The 21,706-nt window shown below is 45.8% G+C and carries 18 protein-coding genes, 1 tRNA gene and 1 other RNA gene; 2 read left to right on the top strand and 18 right to left on the bottom strand.

Annotation, left to right across the window (positions count from 1 at the left end):
- The 13 genes from ACN6NF_RS00925 to ACN6NF_RS00865 all read right to left on the bottom strand — a co-directional run bounded on the left by ACN6NF_RS00925 (position 1) and on the right by ACN6NF_RS00865 (position 15,719).
- Complete coding sequence (locus ACN6NF_RS00925) at positions 1 to 1,293, bottom strand: pentapeptide repeat-containing protein (RefSeq protein ID WP_474314317.1); 1,293 nt, start codon at positions 1,291 to 1,293, stop codon at positions 1 to 3.
- A gap of 76 nt (positions 1,294 to 1,369) precedes the next feature.
- On the bottom strand, positions 1,370 to 2,785 hold the full coding sequence (locus ACN6NF_RS00920) for a phage baseplate assembly protein V (protein ID WP_474314314.1): 1,416 nt from the start codon (positions 2,783 to 2,785) through the stop codon (positions 1,370 to 1,372).
- Positions 2,782 to 3,456, bottom strand: a complete 675-nt coding sequence (locus tag ACN6NF_RS00915; protein WP_474314312.1) for a hypothetical protein — start codon at positions 3,454 to 3,456, stop codon at positions 2,782 to 2,784. The genes ACN6NF_RS00920 and ACN6NF_RS00915 overlap by 4 nt, the downstream gene beginning before the upstream one ends.
- 385 nt (positions 3,457 to 3,841) lie before the next feature.
- Positions 3,842 to 4,206: a transfer-messenger RNA gene (gene ssrA / locus ACN6NF_RS00910) on the bottom strand.
- 258 nt (positions 4,207 to 4,464) lie between these two features.
- Entirely contained in the window at positions 4,465 to 4,944 is a 480-nt protein-coding gene (gene smpB / locus ACN6NF_RS00905; protein ID WP_007428162.1) for an SsrA-binding protein SmpB, read from the bottom strand.
- Positions 4,945 to 5,207: 263 nt separating this feature from the next.
- Positions 5,208 to 7,817, bottom strand: a complete 2,610-nt coding sequence (gene rnr, locus ACN6NF_RS00900; RefSeq protein WP_474314309.1) for a ribonuclease R — start codon at positions 7,815 to 7,817, stop codon at positions 5,208 to 5,210.
- 191 nt (positions 7,818 to 8,008) lie between these two features.
- Complete coding sequence (gene secG / locus ACN6NF_RS00895) at positions 8,009 to 8,242, bottom strand: preprotein translocase subunit SecG (RefSeq protein WP_013368823.1); 234 nt, start codon at positions 8,240 to 8,242, stop codon at positions 8,009 to 8,011.
- A gap of 329 nt (positions 8,243 to 8,571) precedes the next feature.
- Positions 8,572 to 9,858, bottom strand: coding sequence for a phosphopyruvate hydratase (gene eno, locus ACN6NF_RS00890; protein ID WP_013368821.1), 1,287 nt, complete (start codon positions 9,856 to 9,858; stop codon positions 8,572 to 8,574).
- Between the two features lie 63 nt (positions 9,859 to 9,921).
- Positions 9,922 to 11,466, bottom strand: a complete 1,545-nt coding sequence (gene gpmI, locus ACN6NF_RS00885) for a 2,3-bisphosphoglycerate-independent phosphoglycerate mutase (protein ID WP_474314307.1) — start codon at positions 11,464 to 11,466, stop codon at positions 9,922 to 9,924.
- Between the two features lies 1 nt (position 11,467).
- Positions 11,468 to 12,220, bottom strand: coding sequence for a triose-phosphate isomerase (gene tpiA / locus ACN6NF_RS00880; protein ID WP_013308264.1), 753 nt, complete (start codon positions 12,218 to 12,220; stop codon positions 11,468 to 11,470).
- A 59-nt stretch (positions 12,221 to 12,279) separates the two neighbouring features.
- Positions 12,280 to 13,461 carry a phosphoglycerate kinase gene (locus ACN6NF_RS00875; protein WP_474314306.1) on the bottom strand — a complete coding sequence of 394 codons (1,182 nt, stop codon included), beginning with the start codon at positions 13,459 to 13,461 and terminating at the stop codon, positions 12,280 to 12,282.
- A 122-nt stretch (positions 13,462 to 13,583) separates the two neighbouring features.
- Positions 13,584 to 14,594 (bottom strand): type I glyceraldehyde-3-phosphate dehydrogenase, encoded by a 1,011-nt coding sequence (gene gap, locus ACN6NF_RS00870; RefSeq protein ID WP_017427870.1) that lies wholly within the window; start codon positions 14,592 to 14,594, stop codon positions 13,584 to 13,586.
- Positions 14,595 to 14,681: 87 nt separating this feature from the next.
- Positions 14,682 to 15,719 (bottom strand): sugar-binding transcriptional regulator, encoded by a 1,038-nt coding sequence (locus ACN6NF_RS00865; protein ID WP_474314304.1) that lies wholly within the window; start codon positions 15,717 to 15,719, stop codon positions 14,682 to 14,684.
- 260 nt (positions 15,720 to 15,979) lie between these two features.
- Here ACN6NF_RS00865 and ACN6NF_RS00860 point away from each other — a divergent pair.
- Positions 15,980 to 16,051 (top strand) — tRNA-Arg (locus ACN6NF_RS00860).
- A gap of 212 nt (positions 16,052 to 16,263) precedes the next feature.
- The gene (clpP, locus tag ACN6NF_RS00855) at positions 16,264 to 16,860 is read left to right on the top strand and encodes an ATP-dependent Clp endopeptidase proteolytic subunit ClpP (protein ID WP_013368815.1); all 597 of its coding nucleotides are present in this window, start codon (positions 16,264 to 16,266) and stop codon (positions 16,858 to 16,860) included.
- Between the two features lie 113 nt (positions 16,861 to 16,973).
- On the opposite strand, the gene ACN6NF_RS00850 is transcribed toward clpP, so the two are convergent.
- The 5 genes from ACN6NF_RS00850 to ACN6NF_RS00830 form a co-directional block, all read right to left on the bottom strand.
- Positions 16,974 to 18,083, bottom strand: coding sequence for a PdaC/SigV domain-containing protein (locus tag ACN6NF_RS00850; protein ID WP_474314302.1), 1,110 nt, complete (start codon positions 18,081 to 18,083; stop codon positions 16,974 to 16,976).
- 237 nt (positions 18,084 to 18,320) lie between these two features.
- Positions 18,321 to 19,076 (bottom strand): SIMPL domain-containing protein, encoded by a 756-nt coding sequence (locus ACN6NF_RS00845; protein WP_474314300.1) that lies wholly within the window; start codon positions 19,074 to 19,076, stop codon positions 18,321 to 18,323.
- 277 nt (positions 19,077 to 19,353) lie between these two features.
- A complete protein-coding gene (locus tag ACN6NF_RS00840; protein ID WP_013368811.1) occupies positions 19,354 to 19,623 on the bottom strand; it encodes an HPr family phosphocarrier protein in 270 nt (89 codons plus the stop codon).
- 135 nt (positions 19,624 to 19,758) lie between these two features.
- Positions 19,759 to 20,703, bottom strand: a complete 945-nt coding sequence (whiA, locus tag ACN6NF_RS00835; RefSeq protein WP_013368810.1) for a DNA-binding protein WhiA — start codon at positions 20,701 to 20,703, stop codon at positions 19,759 to 19,761.
- Between the two features lie 5 nt (positions 20,704 to 20,708).
- Positions 20,709 to 21,695, bottom strand: coding sequence for a gluconeogenesis factor YvcK family protein (locus tag ACN6NF_RS00830; protein ID WP_474314297.1), 987 nt, complete (start codon positions 21,693 to 21,695; stop codon positions 20,709 to 20,711).
- Between the last annotated feature and the right edge of the window lie 11 nt (positions 21,696 to 21,706).

Below are 21,706 nucleotides of genomic sequence, written 5' to 3'. Positions count from 1 at the left end.
TCAATGCAGCCACTTCCTTTTGCTAACATCATCCCTTACCTCTGTAGACGCAGACAGCTCTCCATATGAATGAGAAGACCCAAGAGTAGACCACTCCAAACCAATGGCTCCTCTACGCTGTTCATCGGTAAAAATGACTCCTTGTACATTGGCACCTGTAAAATTAGCTCCGATCAAACAAGTTCCTTTAAAGGATGCACCTGTCACATTTGCTCCAACAAAGCAGGCATCGGTTAGATCTGCCCCGTCCAAGGACGCTTTTTGTAGTAACGCCTCTTGAAAAATGGCTCCCCGCAATTGTGCATCATGAAAACGGGCTCCTTGCAAGCTCGCACCTGTGAAATCTACTCCAGCAAAACCTAATGGCTCCCAATCCAGTGAAGCATCTGATCCATATCCGGCGTTCCCTATAACGACATCCAATATGGCCCCTTTCATCGAGCATCCGCTAAAATTGGCTCCATGAAGCAAACTGTATGTCAAATCAATTCCATTTAACTCACTTTCCTGCCACACTGTTCCTACTAGAACACAGCCATGTAGACGGCTATGCTCCATCCTGATTTGGCGAAAGGCTGTATAACGAAAATCCAACAGGCTAAAATCCCCATCCGACAAATGAACTTGAGTCAACGCCTGATAGCTGTACGCATGTTCCTCTTTTTCCTCCAACCACGACCGAATCTCATTCGCCTCCATGGCTCTGCGATCTTCTCGATATACCGATACACTATGATCCAAATATTCGCCGACACGAATCTCGAATGTCTCTTCTCGCTCCAGCTCTTGAAACTCCGATAAGTACACCGCCTGTTTCATTGCCGAGCGCACCACATTCACAACGAGCGCATGAATGTGTACCGCTGCTTCCAACATAACCTGCTCCCATTCAAGCTCTGATAGAGAAACTTGCTGCTTCTCTACCTCCCCTCGCAATTGTCGCTGCAAATCGGTCCAGTAGGAATATGTCCAGCTTGTATCCCATTCCAATCGGATCGGCTGCGGATCAAGCATCCATAAAACATCGGAAGCCTCTACGAAATAAGCAGGCCGTTCTTCCAGCCAGGTGGTACGTAGCATAGAGTACGTGATATAACCGATCCTTCCTTTTCTTCCTTGAAGCTGCTCTTGCCGAATGTGCTGGCAATATCCCCGAAACTCTTCGACACAGGCCTGAATCCGTTGCTCCTGTGTCACCTTGAACTTCAGTGCCCAGTCTCTGCGGATGAGAAACCACGCCTGATTCAAAATGGCTTGCCATTGCGGTTCTAACTCATCCATAGGCTTCTCCATTTGTACTCAACCACCACCTAAAGCTCTCATAAATTCATATCTTCAGGCTAATGCCATTCATCCGCTGCCCTACAGCCTAATTCGACTTCACTTCACTGCCCTTCATATCCGCTGATCCACTCAATTGAATATGACTGCCATTGCAATCCATACGCAGCTCGCTGCCTGCCGACAAATTCATCGTTTTCCCAGCCGACAAGCTCAGATTACCACCCGCCGAGATACTTACCTGTTTATTGCTCATAATATGAATGCCTTCCTTATCGTCCAGCTTGATAAAAATAGCACCATCTTTACCCGTCACGACCAGTTCATCCGGTCCCAAACGAATTTCTTTTCCATGAGGTGTTCGCCATATTTTCATCTGCGGATTGGAAAGCTTGTTATGCCCGCTCCCTCTGTCTGCACGTCGGACTGCACTGCCTGCTACCCCATCCTCTTCACGGCTGCCCGGAAAATAGAGTGAAACCGGGTCCCCTTTCTCCGGCATCACATACCATCCTGTATGTCCCCCACCGCTATACATCGTCGAATAGTTGAACCAATGCGCCTGATCGACCGCCTGCTTCTCGTCGCAGTCCAGATGGATACGTACCTGATCCTGACGTACGTCTACGACCACCCCGCCTAATGAAGCACCCGCCAGCTTTTCCTGATAATAGCCTTTCTGCCGTAAGCCTTTATACGAGGCAAGCACATATTGATGCCGCAACAGACCCTGTCTCATTTCCGTATAAGCCTCCATGACATACAAACTGTGTCCCTGAAAGGTCAACTGAGCGCCCAAATCCAGCACCTCGTCTGTCTCCACCTCATAAAAAATAAAATCATTTTCGTTCACCTTTGCCTGCTCATTTTCCTGAAAGTAGCGGAAAGGCAGCATCTGCTTGCGTACCGTATAACGGGTATGATCCAGTACAGCCTGTGCAGAGCTGTCTTCAATGCCGAAATAAAATTTGGGACTATCAAAACGAGACACAGGCATCAGGCTCGTATGATAGCGGGAAGCCATGCGTCTTAAAAAAGCCCAATCCGTCTCCTGATACTGGATGGAAATCCGTCCGATAGGCTCTCCACCTGTCGCTCCATCAATCACATCCAACCCTTCATAATCCTTACCAATCTGCTCCAGCATCTGAGGAATCGTCATTTTGGTATATTGAAAAGAACGGGTGCGTTGCTGAATATCCATCCGATAAGTATGGGAGATGGCCTCTACCTCCAGATAGTACACATCCCGCACAACCTTCACTTCGACCGATAGCGCAATTCCGCTGAATAGCGGCTTACTTTCACCCGATTCATTGCGCTGGCTTACCTCAATAACCGTGTTCTTTTCCGTCGTTTCCACATAGCTGTCCTGCATGTCTTCCGGGATGATCCCTGTAAAATAGAGCCGAGTATGCTCGTTGATTTTCTTCGTGAGGGTAAGCTGCTCCAGCTCAACCAGCTCGTAAGGCTGGATTTGGATATTATCGTAGCCCAGACTCATAGCGAATCCACTCCTCTCTCAAGCGTAGGATGTAAAAGCAAAGAGACTGCATGGAGCGATTGTACTGTGTTTTCCGCTACAGGCAGCCATACCTCCATGTCCGATTCCATACAGTTAAACGTTCCCATCATTACCTGTCCTGCATGGGTGAACAGCAGGATTTCGTTGTACAAATTTGTATCCACGCCTGCAGCAACAAAACGGATCACCCCAATGGACAGACCGGAATGATTTACGATCACTTGAGTGCCCAACCAGTTACGGATCGGTTGTACAGCTCGCAAAGTGTCCGCCATTTGCTCCACAAACTCATAAAGTTCCTCGTCTGCCAAAGTGGACTCTGTCCGATTAAAGGTGATATTCACCGTTCCATCCTCCGAGGTATAAATGACCTCTGGACGATATTCCGAAGGATATTTAAATTTGGCCAGCTCCAGTGGCATCAAGCTAAAAGATTTCGGCACACTTACCTGCATTTGTCCGTCCAAAATCACCCTCAATTCCAACGTAATGAGCTCATCACCTAACCGCAACACCTGATTTTCCCCGAAAACGGATTGATCCCGTTCGGATATAGCAATTTGAGAAAGACTCGTATTTACGTTATTAGATGCAACATCATAATTAAGCCTATTTTTGAGACTTAAAATATGCTCGTCCATATAGCTCATAGGGTTAGTCCCTTCTTCGTAAAAAAGATAAGTATTTAATTCAAAATATAAAAGCAAAAGGGCATATTTAACAATAACCCATCTTATGTATGTATCGGCCAGATTAGAGAGTTTGTTTACAGAAAGAACCATCCCATGTGTTATTTTCAATGTATATTTCTGAAATTAATATGGAGAAGGGGATGATAGGAACGGACCATGGATCGAGTTAAATCCATCCTTGCTCAGAATAAAAGCAGTTATTATGACTTGGAAAGGCCGCTCCCTTAATGCAAGTGATTTTATCAAGCGGTTTAGATAATCGGAGTTTGTAGAATCAAAGTTACACTTGGTCCGCAATCGAATCTACTAAAAAGCAAAAACCCGCTCTATGAGCGGGTTTTTCAAATGGAGGCGAGGGGAGTCGAACCCCTGTCCGAAGATAACGACACATAAGCTTCTACGGGTGTAGTCACAGTTTTGATGTCACCCGAGTATCGCCCCGTAACCGGCTATACGTTGGGTCAGCCTGATTGTCTTCTTCAGCACACCCCAGGCGGAGATGTGGCAGCGTATCCCACTATAGGTTAGCCCCTACATCCGGCACATGGGCGATGCAGGAGAGGAGCACGCTCACAGGTTATTAAGCTGCGAAAGCGTAGTTGTTTTGTTGTTTGCCGTTTAATAGGCTTTAGCGTTGATGAAGTGGACGCGTCCCCACTACCCGCTACCCATGCTCGAACTATCCCCGTCGAATCCATAAACGCCCCCTTATTATAAAAGGGCTCCACGGATAAATCCGGAAATACCGGAGCATAAGTGCATAATATCAAAAGCTGCTGAATCCTAAGATTCAACACTCCAAACAAGTTAAATCAAGATGCATTGAAAAATCACTACTTCGTTAGTATAACATATTACATGTCATAACGAAACGGATTGAAGCCATTATAGTTCGATAAAATAGCACCATTACAGGAACAAGTAACTTATCCACGTAATTTGTACCATACAGAGTAAGCAGACTGCTTATCTTGCAATTTTTTGCTTCTCTCGTAGTGCACGTTGGATATCACGCTGTGCATCACGTTTGGCAGCTGTTTCGCGCTTATCATACTGCTTTTTACCTCTACCTAGTCCAAGTAGCAGTTTGGCATAACCGTTGCGAACATAGATCTTGAGCGGCACGATGGTGTAGCCTTCCTGTTTGGACAGACCAATAAGCTTACGAATCTGCTCTTTATGCAGCAGCAGCTTACGCGTACGCGTCGGATCGGTCGGATTGTTACGATTACCTTGTTCAAAAGGGCTGATATGCATATTGTGAATATGAATTTCACCATTACGGATCGTAGCAAAAGCATCACTTATGTTAGAGCGACCATTCCGCAGAGACTTAATTTCCGTTCCCGTTAACACCATGCCCGCCTCGTAGGTGTCCTCAATAAAATAGTCATGGGAAGCTTTTTTGTTCTGGGCGAGCACTTTCCCATCTGCCTTCTTACCCATGAATACCACTCCTTATGAATAACTTAGATTGAATCTAGAATTCTTGCTACAAAGAGCTACCTAGAAATATATTGTAACAAATTTCGGAGGGTAAAAGCAAGAAAGGTCAAGCCTTCTACATTTCTCATTACACGTATAGCACACTAAAACCAAGCGGCTTCTATCCATTACTACAGACAGAAACCGCTCATATACCTAAGCATCCGTAAGCTTCATTCACTGCTCTCGGAAGCCCCAATCTCCTAACAGTAAGTTATATCAACCTATTTTTTCTTTTTCCGTACAAACCCAGCGGTGCTATTTCCACCGTTAGTGCCCTTTTTTTTCCGCTTGCGACGTGCTGCACCTTCACCGCCTGATCTTGCATCACTACCTGGGGTAGCTGCATCACCAATGAATATCCCGCTGGTAGACGTCTTTTTCCGCCGCTTGCTTGCCCCGGATGCTGGCGAATTGTACCCGCCCTTGCCACTGCCAAAGCCGAAGCTGCTAGCTGAACCAGCTCCTGCTCCGTTAGCACTGCCGCGCCCTGAACGACCTGCGGTGCTGATGCCTGCGTTACCGCTCTCTTTAGGCTTTCCAGCCGCCTCACGACCGCCTTTACGCTCTCTTCCAGCCTTGTCTTTTCCGCCCTTACGGTCACGTCCTTCTCGGCCCCTGCCTTTACCGCGGCCCTCGCCATGTGCAAAATCTCCGCCCTGGCCCGAGCCACCCGTCCGTTCACGGCGTTGCCGTTGCTTCATATCGACAAGTTCGAAGTCAATTGTGTAATCTTCCATGTTCACACGTGCGACGCGAACTTTAACCTCATCCCCAATGCGGAACACCTTAGAGGTACGTTCTCCAATTAACGCCATATGCTGCTCGTCAAAATGATAATAGTCGTCCGTAAGTGCACTCAGACGCGTCAGACCCTCGACAGTGTTGTCCAACTCAATGAACATCCCAAAGCTGGTTACACTGCTGATAATTCCTTCGAATTCCTCGCCGACCTTATCCAGCATATATTCAGCCTTTTTCATTTGCTCTGTGTCGCGCTCTGCATCCACAGCCACACGTTCACGCTCGGAGGATTGCTGAGCAATATCTGGCATGCGTGCGGTCAAGTATTCCTGACGCTCATCTGTCAAAGCCCCGCCATTCTCCAATACCTCACGAATGACACGGTGAATCACCAAGTCAGGGTAACGACGAATCGGCGATGTAAAATGAGAGTAATACTCCGCGGCCAGTCCAAAATGTCCTGTTGACTCTGCATCATACTTTGCCTGCTTCATCGAACGCAGCATCATCGTGCTAAGCACCGTTTGCTCCTTCGTACCCTGAATGTCTTCCAACAATGTTTGCAGTGCACGCGGATGAATGGAATTTCCTCGACCTTTGATCTGATGACCAAAATTAGCTGCGAAAGCCATAAAATTTTGCAGCTTCTCTGGATCGGGGTCCTCATGAATTCGGTACAAGAACGGTACCTTAAGCCAGTGAAAATGTTCGGCTACCGTTTCATTGGCCGCCAGCATAAACTCTTCGATAATTTGTTCAGCTATCGTACGATCCCTTTTCACAATATCGACAGCTTTGCCTTCATCATCTACAATCACTTTGGCCTCATCAAAATCAAAATCAACCGCACCCCGGCGCATCCGATTCGCACGCAGCTTCAACGCCAAATCCTTCATCGTACGGAATACATCAACCAGGTCCTTGTACCGTTCCATCAGTTCTGCATCTTCCTCTTCGAGGATTTTGCGAACGTTAGTATAGGTCATCCGTTCCTTTGTTTTAATCACGCTGGTGAAAATATCATGCTTTACTACCTTCATATGCTCATTGAATTCCATCTCACAGGATAAAGTCAGTCGATCCACCTGAGGATTCAATGAACATATTCCGTTTGAAAGTCGATGTGGAAGCATCGGAATGACGCGGTCAACCAAATACACACTACAACCGCGGTTATATGCCTCCTGATCCAACTTGGAGTTCTCACGCACATAATACCCTACGTCAGCAATATGAACGCCCAGACGGTAGTTTCCGTTCGGCAAGCGCACTACATTAACCGCATCATCGAGGTCTTTGGCATCCTCACCGTCAATGGTAACAATGATCTTATCGCGCAAATCGCGCCGTCCCTGACGTATGATCTCTTCTTCCGTAATCGCATCAGGAGCCTGATCCGCTTCCGCCATCACTTCATCCGGAAAAGCCTCGGGAAGCTGATGCTTGCGAATAACGGACAAGATGTCAACGCCCGGATCATCCTTATGACCCAGCACCTCCAGCACTTCGCCTTCTGCCGCTGCACGTCCTTCCGGATAGCTCACAATACGCACGACGACCTTTTGCCCGTTCACAGCTCCGTTAAAGCTATCCTTAGGAATGAAAATGTCCCGGTTAATACGTTTATCATCCGGCAAAACAAAACCGTATGCTTCGTGACTCTGAAACACACCGACTACCTGAAGCACTGCGCGCTTCACGATTCGCACAACTTCGCCTTCTAAACGGCCACCCGCAGGTCCCTTTGACGTCACTCTTACCAGTACCGTATCTCCATTCATTGCGCTCTTTAAGTCGTTAGCATGAATGTATACATCCGGGTGTTCCCGGTCCTCTGGAATCAAAAAAGCAAAGCCCTTGGCATGAGCCTGCAAACGCCCGCGCTGCAAATCCATCCGTTCTGGAACACCATAACGGTTTGTGCGGGTCAACAGAATTTTTCCGTCTTCCTCCAATGCGTTCAAGAGCTTAAGGAATTCACGAAACTCTTCTGCATCCTTAATGTCAAAATGTTGCTCCAGCTCCTGGTATGTCATAGGTTTATATGCGGTCTCGCGCATGAAATCAAGTAGTTGTTGCTCTGTTATCATAATTTTGTCCACCTCGGGTGACCTTTAGTTTTCAGTAATAAATCCGCATGTTCCTTGTTCCTGATACACAAGGCTCTTAATATACTCATACCCTAGTATACACGAATTTAATCGACGGCATCCCTGCCTGTCCAAAATCCAAAAAAAGCCCCCGTTTCCCGTGAAACGAAGGCTTAAGGTGTATATTTATTTTATTTTGCGAAAAATGCAACCAAAACGGAAACGATCATAAAACACGCACCCAAAACAGCAGTTACGCGTTGTAAAATCAAATCCATACCGCGAGCTTTGGTCTTGCCGAACAGATGCTCAGCACCGCCAGAGATGGCACCGGACAAACCTGCGCTTTTCCCCTTTTGCAATAAAACAACCGCAATAACAGCAATCGAGAACACAACGAGCAGCACTTTCAAAAAGATTTCCATGAAAAATCCCACCTCCTGAGCTTATACATCTGTTTTGCAAAACAACACAGCCTCTTTTATGAAAACATGCACATATCATGCTTTAAATAGCCGGAAATTAACGCAAAACACTATTTTCATTCTACCACAGCTTTCAGTAGATAACAACAACTACGGCAAGACACTTAGTCATTAAGCTTCTGTAGATATATTATACATTTTCATAATAAAAAACAGACCTGCTTGCACATGGCGAGCAGGTCTGTTTATTTTATGCGTAAAAGCTTCGGACGTCAGACTTCGTGATCATAAATCATAGGTCTAAGACGCTGTTAGCATTTTTCGCAATATTATTTTTTCAGGTTGTAGAAAGATTTCAGGCCATGGTATTGAGCCAGTTCACCCAGTTGATCCTCAATGCGGAGCAATTGGTTGTACTTCGCAATACGGTCAGTACGGGAAGGAGCACCCGTTTTGATTTGGCCTGCATTTGTTGCAACAGCGATATCAGCGATTGTGCTGTCTTCGGATTCACCGGAACGGTGAGAGATTACAGCTGTGTAGCCTGCGCGTTTAGCCAATTCGATAGCATCGAATGTTTCAGTCAGCGTACCAATTTGGTTTACTTTGATCAGGATAGAGTTACCGATGTTTTCATCGATACCTTTAGCCAGACGCTCAGTGTTAGTTACGAACAGGTCGTCACCAACCAATTGGATTTTGTTGCCCAGTTTTTCAGTGAGCAATTTCCAACCTTCCCAGTCATCTTCGGAGCAACCATCTTCAATAGTGATGATTGGGTATTTATCAACCCAAGAAGCAAGCAGGTCAACGAACTCAGCAGAAGTGAAGGATTTGCCTTCGCCTTCCAAAGTGTATTTTCCATCTTTGAAGAACTCAGTGGAGGCAACGTCCATACCGAGGAATACGTCAACGCCTGGTTTGTAACCAGCTTTTTCGATCGCTTCGATAATAGTGGACAAAGCTTCTTCGTTGGATTTGAAGTTAGGAGCAAAACCACCTTCATCACCAACAGCTGTGTTCAAGCCTTTGGAATTCAGTACGGATTTCAGGTTGTGGAAGATTTCTGCGCCAACACGCAGAGCTTCTTTAAATGTAGGAGCGCCTACAGGCAGAACCATGAATTCTTGTACGTCAACGTTGTTGTCGGCATGAGCGCCACCGTTAACGATGTTCATCATTGGTACTGGCAATTGTTTAGCGTTGAATCCACCCAGGTAAGTGTACAGTGGCAAGCCCAGAGCTTCAGCAGCAGCGCGAGCTACAGCCATGGATACAGCCAGAATTGCATTTGCACCCAGTTTACCTTTGTTTGGAGTACCATCCAATTTGATCATCAGTGTATCGATTTCTACTTGGTTCACAGCATCCAAGCCGATTACTTCAGGAGCAATAATTTCGTTCACGTTTTTAACAGCTTGCAGAACGCCTTTACCCAGGTAACGAGATTTGTCGTTATCGCGAAGCTCTACAGCTTCGTGAGCGCCTGTGGAGGCACCAGAAGGAACGATAGCGCGACCAATTGCACCGGATTCCAGATATACTTCAACTTCAACCGTAGGGTTACCACGGGAGTCGAGGACTTCGCGAGCGTACACGTCAGAAATAATAGTCATTTGTACTTAATCTCCTTTGTAATTCATAATTTATTGGTCAAGCCTATACTTATTAAATCAAGCTTACTTGCGGGATGCAATCATAGATTTTCCTGTCATTTCCGCAGGTTGCGGAAGTTGCATCAAATCCAGAAGCGTTGGAGCTACGTCAGCAAGAATCCCATGCTCACGTAGAACGATATTTTCATCAGTCAAAATGAACGGAACCGGATTCGTTGTGTGAGCTGTGAACGGACGTCCCTGCTCATCAATTTCCATATCCGCGTTACCATGGTCAGCGATGATAACTACCACACCGCCTTTGGCTTTAACTGCATCTACAACACGTCCAACACATTCATCCGTCGTCTCTACTGCCTTAATTGTTGGTTCCAGCATACCGGAGTGTCCAACCATATCCGGATTGGCAAAGTTCAGGATAATCGCATCATGCTTGTCAGCTTCGATTTCCTTAACAGCAGCATCCGCTACTTCATACGCACTCATTTCAGGCTTCAGATCATATGTAGCCACTTTAGGCGAGTTGATCAAAATACGAGTTTCGCCAGGAAGCTCCACATCGCGTCCGCCACTGAAAAAGAAAGTAACGTGCGGATACTTTTCCGTCTCAGCAATACGCAATTGCTTTTTGTTGTTTTGTACCAGCACTTCGCCAAACGTATTGTCCAGGTTTTTCGGTTCATAGGCTACAAAGCCTCCAACCGTTTCACTGAACAAGGTCAGGCAAACAAAGTGCAAATTTTTAGGCCATTTTGGCCCACGGTCAAAACCACGGAAATCTTCATTGGTAAATACTTGAGACAATTGAATCGCACGGTCAGGACGGAAATTCAGGAATACGACAGAATCATTGCTTTCGACCAGCCCTACAGGACTTCCATCAGCCTTCACAATAACAGTTGGCTCCACGAATTCATCGAACACTGATTTTTCATACGATTCCTTCAATGCTTCGAGTGGATCAGTATATTGAGGACCTTCACCGTATACGATTGCACGGTAAGACTTCTCAACACGTTCCCAACGTTTGTCGCGGTCCATTGCATAATAACGCCCTTGTACGGTTGCAATTTGGCCAATGCCCACTTCCTGAATTTTAGCGACCAGCTGTTGCATAAAGCCTACGCCGCTATCAGGCATAACGTCACGTCCATCCATGAAAGCATGAATGTACACTTCAGTTAATCCTTCTTTTTTAGCCAGATCCAGCATAGCGAACAGATGGCTGATATGGCTATGCACACCACCATCGGACAGAAGTCCGTACAGGTGAAGTTTAGTGTTGTTCTTCTTCGCATGCTGCACGGCTTTAACCAATGTTTCATTGTCGAAGAACTCGCCTTCACGGATGGACTTCGAAATACGAGTCAAATCTTGATATACAATTCGGCCTGCGCCGATGTTCAAGTGACCTACTTCGGAGTTACCCATTTGTCCTTCCGGCAGACCCACTGCTTCACCAGAAGCCGTCAACGTGGTATGTGGATACTGTTTTAAATACCGGTCGTAATTCGGTTTGTTAGCCTGTGCAACCGCATTGCCTTCCACAGTGTCACGCAGTCCGAATCCGTCCATAATAATTAAAGCTACCGGTTTTGGTGCTGTCATCTTACTTCGCCCCCTCAACAAGCGCGATGTACGACGCCGGTTGAAGACTGGCACCGCCCACGAGCGCGCCGTCGATATCACTTTGACCCAGGTACTCAGTAACATTTTCAGGTTTTACACTACCACCGTACTGAATACGTACAGCATTTGCTGTATTTTCATCATACAGCTCTTTAATCAGACTACGGATGTAGGAAATCACTTCATTCGCATCCTGCGAAGTGGAGGATTTGCCTGTTCCGATGGCCCAGATTGGCTCATAAGCAACTACGACTTGTGCTGCTTGATCTTTAGCCAGACCAGCAAAAGCTGCTACAGTTTGCACTTTTACAACTTCTTTGGTTTGACCTGCTTCGCGGTCTTCCAGCTTTTCGCCTACGCATACGATTGGTGTTAGGCCATGGCGGAATGCAGCATGGACCTTTTTGTTCACCGTTTCGTCTGTTTCGTTGAAATACTCACGACGCTCGGAGTGTCCGATCACAACGTAGTCTACGCCTAGATCTTTCAGCATTCCGCCGCTGATTTCACCTGTAAATGCGCCATCTTCTGCAAAGTGCAGGTTTTGTGCGCCGATTTTAATAGATGTACCTTTTACTGCTTCAACCAGAGCAGGAAGATTTGTAAATGGAGCACAGATAACGCTCTCCACTCCTGCAACCTCTGCTTTACCTTTGATCTCTTCGATGAAGGTTTTAGCTTCTGGTACGGTTTTGAACATCTTCCAGTTACCCGCGATAATCGGTGTTCTCAATGGTTTCAACTCCTAACTATTAGGTGCCCTAAAGCCTTTATTACGCGTAATGCGTTTGATTATTTATCGTTAAGTGCAACAACACCCGGAAGTGCTTTGCCTTCCATGAATTCCAGGGATGCGCCGCCGCCAGTGGAGATGTGATCCATTTTGTCAGCCAAGTGGAATTTTTCAGCCGCAGCCGCAGAATCACCGCCACCAATGATGGTGTATGCTTCTGTTGTAGCACAAGCTTCCGCTACTTCACGAGTACCGCCAGCGAAAGGCTCGATTTCAAATACACCCATTGGTCCATTCCAAACAACCAATTTGGAGTTTTTGATAACATCTGCATAGATTTTACGAGTTTTCGGTCCTATATCCACGCCTTCCCAATCTGCAGGAATGCCGTCGATGTCCACAATGTTCGTGTTCGCTGTAGCGCTGAAATCGTCAGAAATAACGATATCCACAGGAAGGTAGAAGTTTTTTCCAAGCTTTTTCGCTTTTTCAATAAATCCAAGAGCTACGTCCAGTTTGGATTCATCCAGCAAAGATTGACCCACTTCATGACCTTGAGCTTTGAAGAATGTATAAGTCAAACCGCCGCCAATAATTACGTTATCTGCAATGTTCAACAGGTTGTCGATTACGTCGATTTTGTCTTTTACTTTGGAACCACCAATAATGGCTGTAAAAGGACGATCTGGATTCGACAGAGCTTTACCAATGACAGACAACTCTTTTTCCATCAGCAAGCCGGAAACAGCCGGAAGGAAATGCGCGATACCTTCTGTAGAAGCATGAGCACGGTGTGCTGCACCAAAAGCATCATTCACGAAAATGTCAGCCAGTTCAGCAAATTGCTTCGCCAGTTCAGGATCATTTTTCTCTTCTCCTGGGTAGAAGCGTACATTTTCAAGCAATAGCACATCGCCGTTTTTCAGTTCAGCCACTTTCGCTTTAACAGCCTCGCCAACTGCTTCGTCCACCTTAACAACAGGCTTATTAAGCAGTTCTGACAAACGCACACCAGCAGCAGTCAGACGCATGGATTCAACGACTTGACCCTTTGGACGTCCGAAGTGACTCGCCAAAATAACTTTTGCACCTTTTTCAATCAGGTAGTTAATGGTTGGCAAGGTTTCGCGAATACGCTTGTCATCGGTAATTTTACCATCCTCAACCGGAACGTTAAAATCTACACGAACAAACACCCGTCTTCCATTCAGTTCTATATCACGTACGCTCTTTTTGTTCATCTCCATATTCCTCCGCACCCTTATAATTTTACGAAACAGGAATTTAAGGCACATTTTGATATATAAAGAGCGGAAACAATAACACCTGTTTCCGCTCTATGATGTTGCTCGATAAGGAATTCTTATTTAGCCAATTTAGCGAAGTATTCCAACGTACGGATCAATTGTGCAGTGTAGGACATTTCGTTGTCGTACCAAGCTACAGTTTTAACCAGTTGTTTGTCGCCAACAGTCAGAACTTTAGTTTGAGTTGCATCAAACAGGGAACCAAAAGTCAGACCTTTGATGTCAGAAGAAACGATTTGATCTTCAGTGTATCCGTAAGTTTCAGGATCGGAAGCTTCTTTCATCGCTGCGTTGATTTCTTCAGCAGTTACGTTTTTCTCCAGAACTGTTACCAGCTCAGTCAGGGAACCTGTTGGTACTGGAACACGTTGAGCTGCGCCATCCAATTTACCTTTCAGCTCAGGGATAACCAGACCGATTGCTTTAGCAGCACCAGTAGTGTTAGGGATGATGTTTTCAGCTGCTGCGCGAGCACGACGGAAGTCACCTTTAGCATGTGGAGCATCCAAAGTGTTTTGGTCGCCAGTGTAAGCGTGAATTGTAGTCATCAAGCCTTCAACGATACCAAATTTGTCTTGCAGTGTTTTAGCCATAGGAGCCAAGCAGTTAGTTGTGCAAGAAGCACCGGAAATTACAGTTTCAGTTCCGTCCAGAATTTCATGGTTTACGTTGTAAACGACAGTTTTCATGTCGCCAGTAGCTGGAGCGGAGATAACAACTTTTTTAGCGCCGCCTTTCAAATGTTTCTCAGCAGCTTCTTTAGTTGTGAAGAAACCTGTGCATTCCAGAACGATGTCTACACCCAGGTCTCCCCAAGGCAATTCTTCAGGGTTGCGGTTAGCCAAAACTTTAACTTCTTTACCGTTTACTTTGAAGAAACCGTCGTGTACTTCTACTTGTCCTTGGAAAGTACCTTGTGTTGTATCATATTTCAACAGATGTGCCAGCATTTTGGAATCTGTCAAGTCGTTAATTGCTACTACTTCAATACCTTCTACGTCTTGAATACGGCGGAAAGCAAGGCGTCCAATACGTCCGAAACCGTTAATACCAACTTTAACTGTCATGAGTGAGTTCCTCCCAAAGTTCGTTTAGTTTTATATATTCAAGACAGACCCGAAAGCCCGTCAAGACAACACAATTAAAAAACCTTATCAATCTCTTAAATAACGGCTTACAATCTCGGCAGCAGCGCCTTCATCGGTGACAAGAATGTCTTCCTGCCCGAAACGCAATACTGCATGAATAGCGGCAGCCTTGCTCTTGCCTCCAGCCACACCTAACACCGTCTCCGTACGCCTGATGTCCTCCAAGCGGAGTCCAAGCGTCAGCATTCTGTGAACAACGACGCCGTCTTCGTTAAAATAATACCCAAACGATTCGGCAACCGCACCCTCATTGCTGATCTGGGCAAAGGTTTCAGGGTCAAGCTTGCGTCTGTGGGCCATTGCTATGGCGTTGCCTATCCCGTGAATGATAATACGACTTTCTCGAATCAGGCTCAATATATCCTGAATATTCGTATCCTCAAGCAAGGAGTTGTAAGCATGATTGCTGAGCAAATCCGGTACATGGAGCAGACGGTATTGAGCGCCGACCTTGCGAGCCATCGTGGAGGCAATTGTATTTGCCTGCATTTCCATGCTCTCTCCCAAACCCCCGCGTGCCGGTACAAACCACCCGCCCTTATGCGGGCCGTTAGCAGGTAATGTCAGTTGTTCCGCCACATCTGCAATCGTCGTGCCACCTGTTACAGCGACCACGTCCTCGTCATCCATAACACTCAGCAGCGCCTTTGCGCCAGCACGGCCCAGTTCCTGCTTCGCTAACGGTGAAGCATCCGAATCCCCTGGAACGACAACCACCTTCCTCAAACCGTAGGCTTGACGAATCTGATCTTCCAATTGGGACAGGCCGAACAAGTTGTTCGCAATCGGCTCCAGCTGTTCCAGCAGATCCAGTCCTGCTTTGCTCACCTTCATGCCCACACTCTCAATCTCAATTAGCCCTTGCGCTTTAAGGAGATCGGTCTCAGCGCGCAGTACGCGCTCGGTCATATCCAGTGAAGCTGCCAGTGTTCTGCGTCCAATAACTTCGGACAGCATGATCTGATGCAGGATCGTGTACCTTTTTTTCAAAACATCCATGAGGTCGGGCAGAAGCTGCTTCTGTATTTCTAATATCTTTCGCATGCTTTCCACTCCCGCACACTTCTAAGTTCTGTCTCTATGCTATATCTCTAACTGGTCTTAAAATGTCCCGGGATAACTTTTTAAGTCCCACGTATATCTTACCCAATATTTGCTTCACATGCAAGTCTATCTGAACCTATATTTCTCAACTTTTTATGTGAATATGCGCACGTAATAAAAGCTTGCAATTCAATGCCGTATATCATATAATCATCTTTGTTTCCAATTAATTAGTTAGTTGCTTGTAATGATTCATCTGTGCGCCCGTGGTCCAACGGATATGACGTAGGCCTCCGGAGCCTGAGATCGAGGTTCGATTCCTCGCGGGCGCGTCGTTTTATATGATTGGCTAAATGTTCCATATAATGTTTTTAACCAATAAGAGCGCTAAGCGCTCTTTTTTTTAATCAATAGTTTGACTTTCTTTGACTTTTTGTTTGAAATTGTTTATCATGTGGTTAATACGGTAACAGTTTATAAATAGGGATGTGTAATCGGCATATCCACCAAATCCACTAATGATATTTAAGGGAGGTTTTTTGACGTGAGCTATGTTCCTATGGTAGTAGAACAAAGTAACCGCGGCGAACGCGCCTATGACATTTATTCCAGACTGTTGAAGGATCGCATTATTTTGTTGGGCTCGGACGTCAATGACGTTGTAGCCAACTCAATTATTGCACAAATGCTGTTTTTGGCTGCTGAAGATCCTGAAAAAGACATTCACTTGTATATTAACAGTCCTGGCGGCTCCATCACAGCTGGTATGGCCATTTTCGATACGATGCAATACATTAAACCTGACGTATCTACCATTTGTGTAGGTATGGCTGCTTCCATGGGTGCTTTCTTGCTGAATGCAGGTGCCAAAGGTAAACGTTTTGCTTTGCCAAACAGTGAAATTATGATTCACCAGCCACTGGGTGGTGCACAAGGACAGGCAACGGATATCGAAATTCGCGCCCGTCGCATTCTGAAAATGCGTGACAAATTGAACCGCATTCTCGCAGATCGCACAGGTCAACCACTGGAACGCATCGAAAAAGACACAGACCGTGACTATTTCATGTCCGCTGATGATGCCAAAGAATACGGTATTATTGATAAAGTGTTAACTAGCTCTTCTCCAGAAGGTGTGTAAGAAAGTTATGTATCTCTGAATAGCTGGTAAATACAAAGACTGCCTCGGATTTTCGTATCCGGTAGGCAGTCTTTTTTATTTACTATTATTTTTTAATATATAGCTAATCCAGATTACTGATTTTGTCCCACAAAAGGCTTACCGCCCTGAGGCAGCAGTTGAGCGAATGAGTAAGTAAACTCCGGAATTCCATATGCGTATGGAGCATAATCATACAAATCAAACACGATGGTTACACCACTGTTGGTCACATAAAAATTCTGATCTGCGGCCAACTCTTTAAATTTCCCAAAACCTTCGCCAGCCTGGAGCGCATCAATTTTTTTCTTCAAATCAGCATTCAGGAACTTTTTGTAGTTCGGGTTTGCTTTCAAAACGTCAGACAATTGCAGCAGCTTTCCATCAGCAAGCGAGAACGTATATCCTTTACGTACCGTCATACCGTGTGCGCCACCTGTATACGAGTAGTCCTGCATAATCACACTTAGAATACCGTCCTTATTATAGGCAATTGCAAAATCATTTTCGAAATCATACGGTCTATCTGCTGTAACCTCTCCCTCTGCCACCATCTTTTTGCCTGCTGCCAATACTGTCTCTGCATGCTTTTTAAGCACATTATTAATGGCCTGTTGAGCCTCAGAATTTAGCTGATTGCCGCTGATTTGCGGATACTTAATCTTATAAGATACCTTTGCATTACTCGAAGCTGGAAGCGTCTGAGATGCAATTGTGATCGGATTTAGCTGGCTTTTACTCAATGTTACTGTTTTCTGAGCTACATTCCACTGAGCATCGATACCCAGATAGTCTTTCAGCAGACTCATAGGAATGTATAGCTTCCCGGCGATCATTTTGGCATCCATGCTGCGCGTGTTGATTCCGTTCACATTGACATAGGCATCCGAGGAGGAGACCACGATATAGAGTTTGTTGTACCCACTCCCCACTGTATATGTCCCTTCTTTGGTGTCATAGCTCACTGGAATTCCCAAGCTGTCACGCAGTGCTGCCACTGGAATCATTGTGTTCCCGTTCACTTGAACACCTTTAGCGGCCAACGTTTTACCATTCCATTGGATGGCGATCCCTGGTTGCTGTGTTGTCGCTTGCTGCTGTTTGGTCGATGCTGCCCCAATATAGGAAACGGGAATAACCGCAACCCCTGCTAAAATTCCCGCTGCCAGCAATGCTGCGCTCCATTTTTTTGTATGTTTGTTCATCGTAAGTATTCCTCCTATTGCAAATCTGTATAATCTATGTGTTTTGATCACTTTTCTTATTATATCTATACCCTATTGTATGTAGTTTACAATCTGTACACTCCTTGATTTCAATCTGTACACCTAACAGCCCTTAGCTATGACAGACTCATTACAAAACGGTTTCAATAGACAAAAGAAGCCAACAAGTCATCCTGCAATGTTGCAGGCGCTTGCGGCTCCGCTTAATGGTCTATACTAGTTCATCTCATATTGGGCAGACACTTGGACTTTCACCGTTACTTGACCCGACTGTATCTCTGTTCCGCCACTCATATCCATGAGCGCTTTGGACATGGCATTCTCACGTTGTGTGAAAACCTGAGCTTCCCCGCCATCTACTGTAACATTCACCAGAGCTCCTAAACCGCGTTTAGCTGATTTTGCTACGGCACTGGCTTTGGATTGAGCATTATCCAACGCCTTTGCAATGGCTGCTTCCTCATAAGCGGAAGGATTCTCTACGGAAAACTGTATATTATCTACGTTGTTTGCCCCGGAATTTGTAGCCTCATCCAACAGTTGACCAATTTTGTCCAAATTGCGATATTTCACTGAAAGTGTATGGTTGGCCATGTAGCCTTTGAGCTTCTGTCCTTCTTTCTCGTTATAGGTATAGTTAGGTTGTACAGAGAACTGGCTTGTCTGAATATCGTCTGCACTAATGCTCCATTTTTCTTTTAATAGCTGTGTAACCTTGTTTATTTTCGCAGCATTGGCTTTTTGAGCAGCAGCAGCGGTGTTCCCTTCCGATTGCACACCAATAGAGAGATAAGCGATATCTGGCTTAGCCATTATTTCACCACTTCCGCTCACGTTAATTACACCATTCGCCGTCGTCGCCGTTGCTGCATAAGCGCGATCAGCTCCCGTCCACAGCCCTCCTGCTACTCCTCCAGCTAATAATGCTCCTGCAAGAATTGCTGTGCTTACAGTTTTTGTCCAAACTCTCATTGTAGTCAGCCTCTTTCTTGAAAATGTTTGTACCTTCCAGACGGAAAAAACGGGGAAAGGTTGCAGTCAAGCGGTATAAATTTCCGAAACCGGGCATACCACAGGGGTTTTAATTATTTGTAGCTTGGACTTAACACGGTCGCTATATACAAATAAATATGCATAAATAACTTAATAGTGGGGCTGGGTTGAATACTTTTTTCTGGATACAAAAAAAAGCCCCCAAGGGGGCTTTCACTAAGAGCATACATCATTATACCAAAAAGTAGATGTTCGTTTATTGATTTTCCAACTCAACCTTACTAACCAGACTTACTAAAGCGTTTACAGCCTGTTCGGCGTCCGCACCTTCGGCACTAATATTGATTTCAGTACCTGTACTGATGGCGAGGCTCATAATACCCATGATGCTCTTGGCATTAACCTTTTTGTCTTCTTTTTCCACAAAAATTTCAGATGAATATTTATTCGCTTCCTGTACGAACAATGCAGCAGGTCTGGCGTGCAGTCCTGTTTTCAAGCGTACGACAACTGGATGTTTTGACATGTCAGCTTACCCCCTCATCAAATAAATCTGGACGCTATTTACTCCATTTTATTTATCACATTATAACATTAACCCGGGACAGACACTAGAAAAAAAACTAAAAAAACCGGGGCTAAAAGCCCCACAGACACTTTTTTACGGAATCAGGCCGTTTTCTCCCCTGATTTTGTCAGCCATCTCATCAATTTTGCGAAGTCGATGATTTACACCCGATTTACTTACGACCCCCTTGAGCATTTCCCCGACTTCTTTCAAATTCAAATCGGGATGAGCGAGCCGAATTTCTGCCACTTCACGCAGCTTATCTGGCAAGGTCTCCAAACCAACTTCCCTCTCCAGCAGCTTGATATTCTCAATTTGCCGGACAGCGGCCCCGATCGTCTTGTTCAAATTAGCCGTTTCGCAATTGACAATACGGTTTACGGAATTGCGCATATCGCGCATAATGCGTACATCTTCAAATTTGAACAGGGCTTGGTGCGCTCCAATGATACTGAGCAGTTCAATGATCTTCTCGCCTTCCTTGATGTAAAGGATGAAACCTTTTTTTCGCTCAATACAGCGGGCATTGAGATGAAACTCATTAGCGAGATCAACCAGCGCCTGACAATGCTCCTCATACATCGAAGAAATTTCAAGGTGATAAGACGATCCCTCTGGATTATTGACAGAGCCACCTGCCATAAAGGCACCCCTCAGATAAGCCCGCTTACAACAGTTTTTCCGAATGATATCACGATTAATCCCGTCAGTGAACAAGAAACCTTCTGAGACAATATAAAGCTCCTTTAGAAGCTCTTGTACACCATTGGGGATACGGACAATGTACACATTATTTTTTTTCAAGCGCATTTTTTTCCGTACAAGCAGTTCGATGTGAAGTTGAAAATGCTTTTTGATCAAGGAGTAAATCCGCCTTGCAATCGCGGCATTTTCTGTGGACACGTCCAATATCACCCTTTTATTCGACAGTTGTACGGATCCGAGCATACGTATGAGCGCAGACAGTTCCGCTTTTTCACAGCAGGGCTGGCTTTCAATCATCGTAAGCTCTTTTTTCGTTTGTGCCGCAAAGGACAAGGGACTCACCTCCTTCTTAACATCCAGTTTTGTACCAATTGGTAAATATGCTGGCTCAGTTTGTCGGCATCATGCCGTAAATACGTACGGAACAGAACTAACGTATCTGCCACTACTTTATATCCTCGATCAGCCAGCTCGCCCATGTCTACTTGAACAGGTTTAGCTCCCTGCTCGGCATACATCTCCTGTACTTGGGGTGGAATTTCTCCGTTATTTACAATGACATAGTCAAAGAGATGATGCCCCACATGCTCATAGATCGCTTGCAGGTGATCACCCACCGTGTAGCCGTCGGTTTCTCCCGGCTGGGTCATTACGTTGCAGACAAATATTTTGATAGCATCTGAGTTCACCACAGCCTCAGCAAGTTTCGGTACAAGCAGATTCGGTAAAATGCTGGTATATAGACTGCCGGGACCAATCAGAATCGCATCGGCTTCATTAATGGCTTCCACAGCCTCAGGCAACGGCTCCACGTGAGTCGGTTCAAGAAAAACACGTTTGATTCGCCCACCCGCTTCCGGAATTTTGGACTCCCCGGTGATCACCGTGCCATCCTCCATCTCGGCGCTCAGCACAACGCCTTCTTCAGCCGCCGGCAGTACACGCCCCCGGACAGCAAATACACGACTAAGCTCACGCACCGCCGTTACAAAATCCCCCGATATATCAGTCATCGCTGCTAAGATCAAATTCCCCAGACTATGGCCTGACAATCCTGATCCGGCACCGAAACGGTATTTTAGCATATCTGACATTACTGGTTCCACGTCAGCCAAGGCAGTCAGCACATTGCGGATATCCCCTGGAGGGGGCATCTGCAGCTCACTGCGCAATATCCCGGAGCTTCCGCCATCGTCAGCGACTGTAACAATAGCCGTAATATCCAGCGGCTTTTGCTTCAAGCCCCGCAGCATGACGGACAAGCCGGTTCCGCCGCCCATAACAACAATACGTGGGCGCTCCCGTTGTGATCCGGTCTCTTTCATGATTTCACCTC

It is taken from the genome of Paenibacillus sp. TSM33 (assembly GCF_056099025.1).
Note: the sequence above shows the minus strand (reverse complement) of the source record. Positions and strands in the feature narration are given on the sequence as shown.